12 protein-coding genes and 1 pseudogene are annotated in these 12,447 nt (G+C 60.0%); 9 read left to right on the top strand and 4 right to left on the bottom strand.

The genetic code is table 11. The features are described from left to right. Positions 1-117: 117 nt before the first annotated feature. Positions 118-1,782, bottom strand: a complete 1,665-nt coding sequence (locus tag NKH50_RS12055) for a Na/Pi cotransporter family protein (protein ID WP_352506762.1) — start codon at positions 1,780-1,782, stop codon at positions 118-120. A gap of 378 nt (positions 1,783-2,160) precedes the next feature. Between NKH50_RS12055 and NKH50_RS12050 the strand changes: the two genes are divergently transcribed. From NKH50_RS12050 to NKH50_RS12015, 8 genes and pseudogenes are all read left to right on the top strand, one after another. Next, complete coding sequence (locus NKH50_RS12050) at positions 2,161-2,544, top strand: RcnB family protein (RefSeq protein WP_352878893.1); 384 nt, start codon at positions 2,161-2,163, stop codon at positions 2,542-2,544. Positions 2,545-2,765: 221 nt separating this feature from the next. Further along, complete coding sequence (dnaG, locus tag NKH50_RS12045; protein WP_352878890.1) at positions 2,766-4,670, top strand: DNA primase; 1,905 nt, start codon at positions 2,766-2,768, stop codon at positions 4,668-4,670. Then, positions 4,666-4,878 (top strand): annotated as a pseudogene (locus NKH50_RS12040) (DNA primase); the annotation flags it as partial. The gene dnaG and the pseudogene NKH50_RS12040, both read left to right, overlap by 5 nt. Before the next feature lie 374 nt (positions 4,879-5,252). Beyond that, complete coding sequence (rpoD, locus tag NKH50_RS12035; protein ID WP_023678297.1) at positions 5,253-7,274, top strand: RNA polymerase sigma factor RpoD; 2,022 nt, start codon at positions 5,253-5,255, stop codon at positions 7,272-7,274. A 207-nt stretch (positions 7,275-7,481) separates the two neighbouring features. Continuing rightward, entirely contained in the window at positions 7,482-7,775 is a 294-nt protein-coding gene (locus NKH50_RS12030) for a GYD domain-containing protein (RefSeq protein ID WP_352450720.1), read from the top strand. A 107-nt stretch (positions 7,776-7,882) separates the two neighbouring features. Beyond that, the gene (locus tag NKH50_RS12025; RefSeq protein WP_352506765.1) at positions 7,883-8,263 is read left to right on the top strand and encodes a thiol-disulfide oxidoreductase DCC family protein; all 381 of its coding nucleotides are present in this window, start codon (positions 7,883-7,885) and stop codon (positions 8,261-8,263) included. Positions 8,264-8,674: 411 nt separating this feature from the next. Further along, positions 8,675-9,355, top strand: coding sequence for a PadR family transcriptional regulator (locus NKH50_RS12020; RefSeq protein ID WP_352878886.1), 681 nt, complete (start codon positions 8,675-8,677; stop codon positions 9,353-9,355). Between the two features lie 114 nt (positions 9,356-9,469). Beyond that, positions 9,470-9,760, top strand: a complete 291-nt coding sequence (locus NKH50_RS12015; RefSeq protein WP_023678291.1) for an HlyU family transcriptional regulator — start codon at positions 9,470-9,472, stop codon at positions 9,758-9,760. Between the two features lie 5 nt (positions 9,761-9,765). Here the strand turns inward: NKH50_RS12015 and NKH50_RS12010 are convergent, their stop codons facing one another. Next, a complete protein-coding gene (locus tag NKH50_RS12010) occupies positions 9,766-9,987 on the bottom strand; it encodes a hypothetical protein (protein ID WP_352704224.1) in 222 nt (73 codons plus the stop codon). Between the two features lie 166 nt (positions 9,988-10,153). Then, positions 10,154-10,798, bottom strand: coding sequence for an FMN-dependent NADH-azoreductase (locus NKH50_RS12005; protein ID WP_254820355.1), 645 nt, complete (start codon positions 10,796-10,798; stop codon positions 10,154-10,156). A gap of 110 nt (positions 10,799-10,908) precedes the next feature. Between NKH50_RS12005 and NKH50_RS12000 the strand changes: the two genes are divergently transcribed. After that, a complete protein-coding gene (locus NKH50_RS12000; RefSeq protein WP_352738983.1) occupies positions 10,909-11,865 on the top strand; it encodes a LysR family transcriptional regulator in 957 nt (318 codons plus the stop codon). Here the strand turns inward: NKH50_RS12000 and NKH50_RS11995 are convergent. Then, positions 11,798-12,424, bottom strand: coding sequence for a TetR/AcrR family transcriptional regulator (locus NKH50_RS11995; RefSeq protein WP_352704228.1), 627 nt, complete (start codon positions 12,422-12,424; stop codon positions 11,798-11,800). The genes NKH50_RS12000 and NKH50_RS11995 overlap by 68 nt on opposite strands. Positions 12,425-12,447 lie beyond the last annotated feature (23 nt).

Genomic DNA, 12,447 nt, shown 5'->3' with positions numbered 1-12,447 from the left:
ATATGGGACGATCCTTTAGCCGACAGACGGGAAAACGCGCAAAGATAATTTTTGCGCATTGGCCCACAGCAATTTTCATAGGCGATGTTCTGAAGCTACCTGGCCTGTGGACGCAATCTATCCAGCCTTCAGCCGTGAACCGGTGAGCAGACCGCGCTCCTCAAGCACGGGATAGGCCATCGAGGCGAGCAGCGAGTTGATCTGCTTGAGGTCCCGAATGGTGTCGAGATGGATGGAACTGGTCTCGACACTCTTGGCGGTGCCGTCGCGCAGCCGCACGAAATGGCTCTGGCTGGTTTCCTTCTCGCGGTCGCGCAGCCGGTCCTTTTCCAGCACCAACTGGCGAGCGGTCTCCGGATCGCGAGACACCAGCACGTTGAAGGCAAGCCTGGCATTGGCAAGCACCAAGGCATGGAAGGCGCAAAGCTCACGCCATCCTTCCGGCGTGAACTCCAGCCCGCGCTCGAATTTCTTCTTCACGTGGACCAGCATGTTGCGCACGATGATGTCGCCGACCTGCTCCAGCTTGACGCAGGCGCCGATCAGCTCCTGGCAACGCAGGGCCTCGTCCTCGCTCAGCGGGTTCTTGGTGACCCTGGCCAGATAGAGCTTGATCGCCGCGTGCTTTCTGTCGACACGGTCGTCGAGTGCGGCCAGCGCGCCAATCTTGTCGGCATCGGCGCTCTCATAGAGCTCGATGATCCGTTTCAGCATGATCTCGACCGTTTCGCAGACCCGCACCACCTCGCGGGTGGCGTTGGCTAATGCCTGGCTCGGCACGTCGAGCGCACTTTCGTTGAGCGCGGAAAGCTCAACGACGTCGAGCGCGTCGGCGGGCTGCGGCTTGGTGCCCAGCGCCACGATCTTTTCCGAGGCGCGATAGACCAGGCGCGCCAGCGGCACGCCGGCGATCAGGATCAAGATGTTGAAGGCGATGTGGGCATTGACGATCTGCTCGGGCACGGTGCTGCCCAAGAAGGCGACCCGCGGCTTGAACGTCAGGAACAGGATCAGCATGATCAGCGAACCCATACCGCGCATCAGGAGATTCCCGATCGGCACGATGCGAACGCCGGGCTCTGCGTTGCGGGTTAGAAGCGGCGCGATGATCGAAGAGCCGAGATTGACGCCGAGCACCAGCACGATGCCGAGTTCGGGCGGGATGAAACCGCGACCGGCGAGCGTCACCATCAGCAGCACCGCGGCGATCGAGGAATGGAACAGCCAGGTGACCAACGCCGCCAGAAGATAGGCGGTGACCGGATCGCCGGAGAAGTAATCGACGATGAGCGGCATCAGCGTGCTCTGGCGCAGCGGCTCCGACGCCTGGCCGATCATCTCCAGCGACAGAAGCAGCAGGCCGATGCCGACCAGGATGCGGCCGAACTGGCGCCAGTCGCGCCGCTCTGTGGCCATGAACATGACCGTGCCGGCGACCAGGCAGACCGGCACCAGCAGCGACAGATCGAAGGTAAGCAGCTTGACCACCAGCGCCGAGCCGATCTCGGCACCGCGCACCGCAAGCTGGCCCGACATGCCGCTGACAATACCGGAGCCGGCGAATGAGCCGACCAGCAAGGTGACGGCGGTCGAGCTTTGCAGTGCGACAGCCAGGCCGCAGCCGGCCAGAACCGCCATGAACGGATTGCGCATGGTGGCGCGCAGTTTGTGGCGCAGCACATCGCCGTAGGCGCGCTCGACGCCGGTCTTCACCAGACGGGTGGCAAACAGCATCAGTGCCACCGCACCGGCAAGGTGCAGCAAAACGACGGAGCCACTCATGCCAGGCCCCGCAACGCCACAGGCGCCGGCGACGCGGGCGCGGTGAAGTCGAAGGGGCAAAAGCGGGCGCGAATCGTGGACATTGCAGAGGTTGATATTACTCCGATTTATTTTAGCCGAATAATAAATTTTGCCCGGTTCGGACGCCTGTTGGCACGCGACGGGGCGTGTCGGAAATGGATGGCTGACAAAATGGTTGCATAGCCTGCGAGGTTGCGGAGGGTCATGCGTCCATTCTCGGACGGTCGCTTTAAAGGTATCGCTGAATTAGTCGTGCTAACTATAAGAAATCATTACGAAAACGTAATCTATGCATTCAGTTTCGGTTCATCCTTCCGGCTCTATTCCGGAGGCATCGACAACCAAGGAGTACCCGCCATGAAACGTATCGTTCTTTCCGCCATTGCCTTCTCGATGCTGGCTGCAACCGCCTTGCAGGGCCAGGCTGCACCACTGAACACACCAAACGCGCCGCAGTCGAACTACAGCCAGGTCGACCGGCAGAAGCCCGGCAGGCATGTGAACAAGCATGTCGACGTGAACAAGCGCGTCATAGTGAAGAAGAAGATCGTCGTGAGACGCAGCCATTGGCGCAACGGCCAGAGATATTCGAGCTGGAAGCGTCACCAGCCGATCCGCGACTATCGCCACTATGGCCTGCGCCGTCCGGGTCCCGGTCAGGAATGGATCCGGGTCGGTAACGACTATCTGCTGGTCAGCGTTCTCTCCGGCCTGATCTTCGGTGCCATCGCCGCGCAGTGAGCGCGGAACGGCTGACCGGCGCTGCGCCGGTTTGGATAGAAGGCGGCCCGCAGCGGCCGCCTTTCCGTCGAGCCCGTCTCGGTTTTCCTCGATATCCACGCTTTAACCGAAAGAGGGACGTGGCCAAATTCCATACGAATCTATAATCTGAACGTCCTAGGTTTTTTATCCTAAGTGTGATATTCTGCCGAACCCCTGACCGGCTCGCCCCAGAGTAAGTGATGCGTTTCCCAGATTCATTTCTCGATGAGATACGCGATCGCGTGCCGATTTCATCGGTAATCGGCCAGCGCGTCGCGTGGGACAGGAAGAAGACCAACGCGCCGCGCGGCGATTATTGGGCATGCTGCCCGTTCCATGGCGAGAAGAGCCCGTCCTTCCACTGCGAGGACAAGAAGGGCCGCTATCACTGCTTCGGCTGCTCGGTTTCGGGCGATCATTTCAAGTTTTTGACCGAGCTCGACGGAATGAGCTTTCCCGAAGCGGTCGAGAAGATCGCTGACATGGCCGGGGTGCCGATGCCTGCCCGGGACCAAGAATCCGAAAAACGCGAAAAGCAGCGTGCGACGCTTCATGAAGTGATGGAACTTGCTACAAGGTTTTTCCAGGAGCAGTTACAAGCTGCTTCCGGAGCCAAGGCCCGCGCCTATCTCCGTGATCGAGGTCTGACTTCTGTCACCATCCAAAAGTTTCGGCTCGGATACGCGCTCGATAGCCGAAATGCGCTGAAGGAATATCTGGCTGGAAAAGGCGTTGAAAAATCCCAGATCGAAGCCTGTGGTCTGGTTGTTTTTGGCGAAGATATACCCGTGTCTTACGATCGCTTCCGTGATCGTGTCATTTTTCCGATTGAGGACACACGAGGGAGGGTGGTTGCATTTGGCGGGCGGGCGCTCTCATCAGAAGTCTCGGCGAAATATCTGAATTCGCCAGAGACGGAGCTTTTTCACAAGGGCAATCTTCTTTACAATTTTGCGCGTGCACGAAACGCCACCAATAGCGGCGGGGCTGTAATCGCGGTAGAAGGTTATATGGACGTAATTTCGCTGGCTCAGGCGGGCATCGATAACGCGGTTGCGCCCCTTGGTACTGCCCTAACTGAAAATCAGTTGGAACTCCTTTGGAAAATAAGCCCAGAACCAATCATGTGTTTTGATGGAGACGCTGCGGGAAGTAGGGCTGCTTTTCGTGCGATTGATGTTTGTTTCCCTAAACTTAAGTCTGGATATAGTCTGAAGTTCGCTGCATTGCCGGACGGAAAGGACCCTGATGATCTCATCAAGTCGGACGGGCGGGACGCATTTTACAAGCATCTTGGCTCCGCCATTCCGCTGCACGAGTTTTTCATTCTCCGTCGTCGACAGCTAGGCTCTGACATTTCACCGGAGCAAATGGCGAGGACTGAGACAGAGCTATACGCTGACGTGGACACAATTGGGGACCCGACGGTCAAGCGGTACTACCGCTCGCACCTGCGACTGCGTCTTTATGAAATGTTTGGTCGTTCACATCGACTCTCAACTGATACGGGTGCAAGAGCACGAATTTCCCTCGATAAGCTTGGAATAAACAGGATCCAACGCATTTTGCTTGGCTTGTGTGTTGAGTTCCCTGGTTTGTTAACGGACTATGTGGAGCAACTTACTGAATTTGAATTTTCAAACGCTGAATTTCAACTTTTTGCAAAAGAGCTTCATAGGCTCTACGTGGAATTCAGTGATTTAACTGTAGCGGCGGTATACGAGAGAATTGATAAACGCTTTGTATTCGTCCTTGAGGCTATTCACGGTTCTGAAAAAACTGTCAGGACTCGCGAAAATCGTCATGGTACCTTTTACGAGTATCAAGTGACGCGTGGCCATAAACTGCGGTCGCTGTTTCCGATGCTGCGTTTTGAGCCGCCGTACGAAACTATCAAGCAGACGTTGGAACACCTATTTTTGGAAATTGAGGTCCGGCAATTCCGCGACCATTGCTTATCGGTGGCGCACGAACTCGATCAGGCCGGTTTCGAATCTATGCAGCGTCAACTTGACACGATTGAAGAGACAAGAGCCCAATCAGAAATCGAGTTGGACCAGGAATACCAGGCCTTGGCTGGCAGGCATCAATTTCTGGCTGCGTAGCGATTGTCGCCAAGCTCTCCACTTGCAGCGCAGCGCGCGCACCTTACATAAGGAGCTGAAGCAGGCGGAAGCAGCGCTCGCCAGCGATCCCACGGACGAAAATTACCGGCACCTGGTCGAAATCCAGGCGCAATTTCGTGATGTGCAGGCAACGGAAGCGCTGATCGAAGGGTTTGGCGTATCGTCGGGCAGAGCTGGGCGCGTTTAGATCGAAGCCTCCAGAAGACTGAAATGTAAGGACGCGCTTGCGCGTTGAATCAAGCGTGCGGTGCTCTAAGTCGGGTAATTGATTCGCTTTTTTCATGCGAATCATGCGAGAGGCGCTTGACCTTCCGGCAGAATGGCGGAATCAGGTCGATTCGAAACGTTAACCCGCCCCGGCATCGACGGGAATGCAGCGATGTAAGGTACTGATCACTGGACAGGCAGTCTGCTTGCCACAGATATCAGGGTTAATCTGGACTTAACGAGAGATGCAGTTACTGGCCCGGTAAAGCGCGTTCTGGAAGGAGCGCATCCAATTTGACCGGACCGGCAGCTTACGCGGCTTTGATACTCAGCCGCTTGGAGAAAATAAAGACTATGGCGACAAAGGAAAAGGAAGAAGTCGAGACCGAACGCGAGGCCGCGACCGATGGCCCTCTGCTCGACCTTTCCGACGATGCTGTCAAGAAGATGATCAAGGCCGCCAAGAAGCGCGGCTATGTCACCATGGACGAGCTGAATTCGGTGCTGCCCTCGGAGGAAGTGACCTCCGAGCAGATCGAGGACACGATGGCCATGCTTTCCGACATGGGCATCAACGTGGTCGAGGACGACGAGCAGGGCGAGGAGCCCGAAGCCGCCGATACTGCCGCTGACGCCGAGGAAGACGCGAACGAACTCGCCGAGCAGACCGGCACCGCCGTCGCCGCCACCACGACCAAGAAAGAGCCGACCGACCGCACCGACGATCCGGTCCGCATGTATCTGCGCGAGATGGGCTCAGTCGAGCTTCTGTCGCGCGAGGGCGAAATCGCGATCGCCAAGCGCATCGAGGCCGGCCGCGAGACGATGATCGCGGGCCTGTGCGAAAGCCCGCTGACCTTCCAGGCCATCATCATCTGGCGTGACGAGCTCAACGAATCGAAGATCCTGCTGCGCGAGATCATCGACCTCGAGGCGACCTATGCCGGGCCGGAGGCCAAGCAGGCGCCGGTTGTCGAGCGTATCGAGGAAGCCAAGACCGAGGAAAAGTCGCGCCGTTCGCGCGAGGACGAGGACGACATCACCAATGTCGGCGGCGACACCCGTGGCCTGGTGGACGATGACGAGGAAGACGATGACGAGGCGAGCCTGTCGCTTGCGGCGATGGAAGCGGAACTGCGCCCGCAGGTGATGGAGACGCTCGACGTCATTGCCGACACCTACAAAAAACTGCGCAAGCTGCAGGACCAGCAGGTCGAGAACCGGCTGGCCGCCGCCGGCACGCTGTCGCCCAGTCAGGACCGCCGGCTGAAGGAATTGAAGGACCAACTGATCAAGGCGGTGAAGTCGCTGTCCTTGAACACGGCGCGCATCGAGGCGCTGGTCGAGCAGCTCTACGACATCAACAAGCGCCTGGTGCAGAACGAAGGCAAGCTGCTCAGGCTGGCCGAAAGCTATGGTGTGCGCCGCGAGGAATTCCTCAAGGAATATCAGGGCTCGGAGCTCGATCCCAACTGGACCCGCTCGATCGGCAATTTGACTTCGCGCGGCTGGAAGGAATTCACCAAGAACGAGAAGGACGCCATCCGCGACCTGCGCGCCGAGATCCAGAACCTCGCCACCGAGACGGCGATTTCGATCCAGGAATTCCGCAAGATCGTCAACCAGGTGCAGAAGGGCGAGCGCGAAGCCGCGATCGCCAAGAAGGAAATGGTGGAGGCCAATCTGCGCCTCGTCATTTCCATCGCCAAGAAATACACTAATCGCGGCCTGCAGTTCCTCGATCTGATCCAGGAGGGCAATATCGGCCTGATGAAGGCGGTCGACAAATTCGAATACCGCCGCGGCTACAAGTTCTCGACCTACGCGACGTGGTGGATCCGGCAGGCGATCACCCGTTCTATCGCCGACCAGGCGCGCACCATCCGCATTCCGGTGCACATGATCGAAACGATCAACAAAATCGTGCGCACCTCGCGCCAGATGCTGCATGAGATCGGCCGTGAGCCGACGCCGGAAGAACTGGCGGAAAAGCTCGCCATGCCGCTGGAAAAAGTGCGCAAGGTGCTGAAGATCGCCAAGGAGCCGATCTCGCTCGAAACGCCGGTCGGCGACGAGGAGGATTCGCATCTGGGCGACTTCATCGAGGACAAGATGGCGATCCTGCCGATCGACGCAGCGATCCAGGCCAATTTGCGCGAGACGACGACGCGTGTATTGGCCTCGCTGACGCCGCGCGAAGAGCGCGTGCTCAGAATGCGCTTCGGCATCGGCATGAACACCGACCACACGCTTGAAGAGGTCGGCCAGCAATTCTCGGTCACCCGCGAGCGCATCCGCCAGATTGAAGCCAAGGCGCTGCGCAAGCTCAAGCACCCGAGCCGGTCGCGCAAGCTCAGAAGCTTCCTCGACAGCTGAGGCCGGGTGACGGATAAGCAGTTTCAAGGGCGCCGGTGGCGCCCTTTTCCGTTTGGGCACAGGCGATCACGATTGAACGCGCCGCTCTTGCGGGTCGTGCCCTACGAGAGGATAATTCCGCGACGGACGCATTCTCTGGGCGACAAACCCGGATGCCCGCCCCGGCGGTTGGACGCCGTGCTCCGTGGCACCGGAGGGAGGTGTGCCATGACAACTTACATCGTGCTGATCAACTGGACGGAGCAAGGCGCCAAAAACGTGCGCGAATCGCCGAAGCGGCTCGATGCCGCCAAGAAGCTGCTGGGAGACATGGGCGGGTCCTTCAAGGCATTTTATCTTACCATGGGGGATTGCGACATGGTGGCCGTGCTCGAAGCGCCCGACGATGCCGTCCTGGCTCGTTTCTCGCTGATGCTGGCGACGGCCGGAAACGTCAGGACGCGGACACTCAAGGCTTTCCCGGAGGATGCCTATCGCGAGATCATCACCTCGCTCGGGTAAGTTGCGCTCCAGGCCTAGCCGGCCATTCCGCGGCTGTCGTGTTGCGTTGCGGCGCAATGGCGTTTGCCGGATAGTCGGTGCGCGTCCCTCTGGTGCCGTCTCGAAACATGAGCAAGCCTCTGCTGACCGTCTGGTATAATACGCGCTGTCCGGTCTGTGATGCCGGCATCAGCCGGCAGAAGCGGCGGCTGGTCGAGGCGGTCAAGGCCGGGCGGATCGAATTTCGCGACATCAATGCCGAACCGACGGCGTTGGCCCGCTACGGCATCAGGCTGGAGGATATCCGGCGTCGGCTGCATGCGACCGACGCCGGTGGCAAATTGCTGGTCGGCGCCGATGTTGCAGTTGCGGTGTGGCTGATAACGCCGGGCGAGGGCTGGTTGGCGACGCTGTTCGGCAATCCCGCCGCACTGCCGTTGACGCGCTATGCCTATGATCGTTTCGCCGATCTGCTCTATGCCTGGAACCGGCGCAAAGGCCGCTGGTAACAGGTATCCATTCCTCCCGCACCGAGCGTTTCGCATGCCCCGCTATCAAGCCGCGGGGTCGCGAAGCCAGCCAACGATGCGGCGCACCGCAGGCAGCACCAGCAGCAGCGTCGGAGGCAGCTTTCTGCGCGAGGTTTTCACATTCGTCTGGGATTTCGCCGAAGCATCCGGTTCGTCGCCTTGCATCCATTCGCCGGTCTTCGGCGTAACTGGAACGGGGGTGGATGCGTTGCTTCACGTTAGACGCCTGGGGAGTGGCCTTCGGCCCCTCGCGCGCTTCCTGACCGCCCTTGCCGGCGAAAACCAATCCTGCTGGCGCTATCTTCAGATACATCGTAAGATATATCTTGACTCCGCCGCTGTGAATACGTAGTTGAGATATATCTTAAGACATAACTTAAGGAGCAAACAATGCACAAAGACAATCATTTCGGGCGTCCTCGTTTTGGCGAACACGCCGAGCGCGTTTTCATGCATATGGCCGGCAAGTTCGGCGGACGCGGCGGCGGCTTCGGCCCGTTTGGGCATGGCATGAGAGGCGGACGCGGCGGGCCGGGCGACATGTTCCGCGCCGGGCGCATGCTGGCCGACGGCGACCTCAAGCTGATCACGCTGTCGCTTCTGGCCGAGGCGCCGCGGCACGGCTACGACATCATCAAGGCGCTGGAGGAGCGCACCAGCGGCTTCTACAGCCCGAGCCCCGGCGTGGTCTACCCGACGCTGACCTTCCTGGAAGAGGCCGGCTACGCCGTTTCTGCGGCGGACGGCATCAAGAAGGTGTTTTCAATCACCGAGGCTGGGCAGGCGCACCTCAACGAAAATCGCGAGATGATCGACCACGTGCTCGAACATCTCGAGCGCTTCGGCCGCAAGATGGCAAAGGCGCGCGACTGGTTCGGCTGGAACGATGACGGCGACGGTGGCCGGCGCGGCCGCGGCCGCTCGGAAAAGCGCGACGAGTTTCGCGCCGTGCGCCACCGGCTGCGCGCCGCGCTCGGCGAAATCGTCGATGCGCCTGAAGCAAAGCAGGCCGAGGCAATCAGCATATTGGAAGCTGCCGCAGAGGCCTTGGAAGCGTTGTCGCGCGACTGACCTCTGAGTGCCAAGCCAGTTGCGGCCCTTGCCCGCTCGGCCAAGGACCGGTACTGAAAATCATCCTGCACCGCGCTATGTGGTGCAGGATGATTGCCGTTGGAGGATACCCCCATGTCTTTTCTGAAGCGTCTTTTCGGCGGAGGCAACGAAGCCGCCGAGCCAAAGACAGCGGCGCCGGCAAAGCAGATCGAGCACAAGGGATTTTTAATCAGCGCCACGCCCTACAAGGCGGAGGGCCAGTACCAGACCTGCGGCGTGGTTTCGAAGGAGATCGACGGCGTGATGAAGGAGCACAAATTCATCCGCGCCGACCGCTTTGCCGGGCTTGACGACGCTGTCGACATCTCGATCAAAAAGGGCATCCAACTGGTCGACGAGCAAGGCGAAAAGATCTTCGGGTAGATCGGCTACGACAGCCTTGGGTCGATTGGCCCGCTTTCCAACGCCAGCACGGCGAAGACACACTCGTGAACCCGGCGTAGCGGCTGCTTGGCGACAAATCGCGTCAGTGCTTCGTGACCGAGCGCGAACTCCCGGAGCGTCAGGCTGCGCTTGCCGGCCAGGCCGCGTTCTCGGAGGCGGACGAGATTGTCGGGCGCGTCATATTCGGGACCATAGATGATGGGCAATATTCCGGGCCGCGGACCTTCAGCGCCGGCTGGATGAGCCCCTTCTTGCCACGGCTGACGAATAACCAATGGCAGTTGTGTGGCCCACCACAATAGGTTGTCGCCAACGAAAACAAGGGCAGGCGCCGGGCGCCTGCCCTTGTACAATTCAGATTATGCTGACGCTTTACGCCGCGGTGGCGACGCGCTCGGCATTGCCGGTCGCGGCCACAATGGCGTCGACCTTGGCCGAGGCCTTGGCCAGCGCTGCTGCTACCGCATCGGCGCCCATCCCGACTCCTTCGATGCGGATGACCTCGACATCGTTCATGCCGAGAAAGCCGAGTACGCTGCGCAGGTAGGGAATGGCGTGATCGAACTGCACGGCCGCACCTTCGGAATAGATGCCGCCCGAAGCCAGTACGATATAGACCTTCTTGCCGGTGACGAGGCCCTTGGGGCCGTTCTCGCCATAAGCAAAGCTCTTGCCGGAACGGGCAATGTGATCGACCCAGGACTTCAGCGTCGAGGAGATGTTGAAGTTGATGAAGCCGGTGGCGAGAATGACGGTGTCGGCCGCAAACAGCTCGTCCAGTACCGTGTCGGAAACGCCGACGACCTCAGCCTGGCGCTGGCTGCGCGCTTCGACCGGCATATATATGCCGGTCGAATAGTCGGGGTCGATATGCGGCAGCGGGTTGGCTACGAGGTCGCGGGCGACAAGCCTGGCCGAGGGATTGGCGGCAAGCAGCTTCTCGGCGAGTTCGGTGGCGATGCGGGTCGAGTGCGAGGCGGCGCCGCGTGGGCTGGATGTGACAAGAAGGATCGACATGATGGGTCTCCAGGGTTGGACTTAAAATCTCCCGGCAAATATGTGTGCGCAGACCCATTTGAAAAACTGGTATATTTTTTATATGATCCATCTAAATTGTGGATTGAACGATGCAACCGAACCCGACGCTTGACCAACTGCAGATACTGGTTGCGGTGGCCGAGACCGGCAGCTTCTCGGCCGCCGGGCGCAAATTGAATCGCGCGCAATCGGTGATCAGCTACGCTATCGCCAACCTCGAAGCGCAGCTCGGGCTGAAGCTGTTCGAGCGCGAGGGCACGCGTGAACCGCAACTGACCGATGTCGGCAAGGCGACGCTGGAAGATGCGCGACGCATGGTCGGCGTGCTGCAACGCATCCGCTCGCGTGTCGACGGATACCGGCAGGGATTGGAGGCGGAAGTTACGCTGTCGGTCGACGTGACACTACCGTCGCCGGTGCTGGTTCGGGTGCTAAAGGCATTCGAGGCGCAGTTCCCGGCAGTGACGCTGCGTCTGCATATCGGCTCGCTTGGCCTGATCCTCGATCATGTTGTCGGCGGACAGGCCGATCTCGGCATCGGGGGGCTTCTGGGTGAGACGGACGTGAATCTGCTTCGCATCGGCTTCATCTCCCTGGTGCCAGCTGCAGCGCCTGAACACCCGCTGGCGCTGCTGCCGAGACCAGTGGCGCTAGAGGATGTCCGCGAACACATCCAACTGGTCGTCTCGGACCAATCCGAGCGTACGCGCGGGCGTGACTATGGCGTCTTCGCCTACCGCACCTGGCGGCTGACGGATGTGCGCACCAAGCACGTGCTGATGCGCGAGGGGCTGGGCTGGGGCGGGCTGCCGCGATGGCTGATTGCCGATGATCTGGCGAACGGCCGGCTCGTCGAACTCGATCTCGAGCCTTACAGCGAAGTCCGCTCGCCGCTCTATGCCATGCATCGCGCCGATCGCAGCCCGAAACCGGCGGCCGCCTGGCTGATCGACCAGTTCAAGCGCCAGCTCGGCTGTTTCAACGAGTTCGAGCCGGGTGAGATGCCTGCGAAGGAGCCCGAGACAGGCCGTCGATCAGGGCCATGAGAACGGCGCGGTAATCCTCGATCGAAGCTCCAGCTTCAATGGCGAGCGCTGCGCGGTCGAAGGCAGCGGCGAGCAAAGCGGTCAGTGCTTCCACAGGCAATCTCTTCGTGGAGTGCGACCGCATCGCGGCGATAAGGCCCTCGCGCAGCGAACGGTTGCCATGGCGATTGTCGATCGCATCCATGGCGGCGCGGCCGAGCACGGCCGGGCCATCAAGCAGCAAGAGTCGGGTGCGGCCGGGGGCACGCATGGCAGCCAGATAGGCATCCGAGCCGGCAATCAGCGCATCGTGGGCAAATAGCGAAGGCGGCGACGCGCGTTCGATCTCTTCCGCGATGGCTTGCGCCTCCTGTTCGACCACAGCGGCAAACAGCGCCTGCTTGTCGGCAAAGTGATGATAGAGCGCGCCGCGCGTTACGCCAGCAGCGGCGACGATCTCGGGTGTGCTGGTCTCGGCATAGGACTTTTCGGTGAACAGTTTTCGCGCTGCGGCGATGAGCTCGGCGCGTGTCGCCTCGGTGCGATCACGATTGGAGCGACGAGCGAATCCCTGTTGCATGCATGCAGCCTGTATGTTAGTTC

The sequence above is a fragment of the Mesorhizobium sp. M1027 genome, from assembly GCF_040318745.1.
Lineage (GTDB): Bacteria > Pseudomonadota > Alphaproteobacteria > Rhizobiales > Rhizobiaceae > Mesorhizobium.
Note: the sequence above shows the minus strand (reverse complement) of the source record. Positions and strands in the feature narration are given on the sequence as shown.

Coding starts and splice junctions, on each gene's coding strand:
- NKH50_RS12055 (WP_352506762.1), bottom strand. CDS start 1,782: ATGAGTGGCTCCGTCGTTTTGCTGCACCTTGCCGGTGCGGTGGCACTG.
- NKH50_RS12050 (WP_352878893.1), top strand. CDS start 2,161: ATGAAACGTATCGTTCTTTCCGCCATTGCCTTCTCGATGCTGGCTGCA.
- dnaG (WP_352878890.1), top strand. CDS start 2,766: ATGCGTTTCCCAGATTCATTTCTCGATGAGATACGCGATCGCGTGCCG.
- rpoD (WP_023678297.1), top strand. CDS start 5,253: ATGGCGACAAAGGAAAAGGAAGAAGTCGAGACCGAACGCGAGGCCGCG.
- NKH50_RS12030 (WP_352450720.1), top strand. CDS start 7,482: ATGACAACTTACATCGTGCTGATCAACTGGACGGAGCAAGGCGCCAAA.
- NKH50_RS12025 (WP_352506765.1), top strand. CDS start 7,883: ATGAGCAAGCCTCTGCTGACCGTCTGGTATAATACGCGCTGTCCGGTC.
- NKH50_RS12020 (WP_352878886.1), top strand. CDS start 8,675: ATGCACAAAGACAATCATTTCGGGCGTCCTCGTTTTGGCGAACACGCC.
- NKH50_RS12015 (WP_023678291.1), top strand. CDS start 9,470: ATGTCTTTTCTGAAGCGTCTTTTCGGCGGAGGCAACGAAGCCGCCGAG.
- NKH50_RS12005 (WP_254820355.1), bottom strand. CDS start 10,798: ATGTCGATCCTTCTTGTCACATCCAGCCCACGCGGCGCCGCCTCGCAC.
- NKH50_RS12000 (WP_352738983.1), top strand. CDS start 10,909: ATGCAACCGAACCCGACGCTTGACCAACTGCAGATACTGGTTGCGGTG.
- NKH50_RS11995 (WP_352704228.1), bottom strand. CDS start 12,424: ATGCAACAGGGATTCGCTCGTCGCTCCAATCGTGATCGCACCGAGGCG.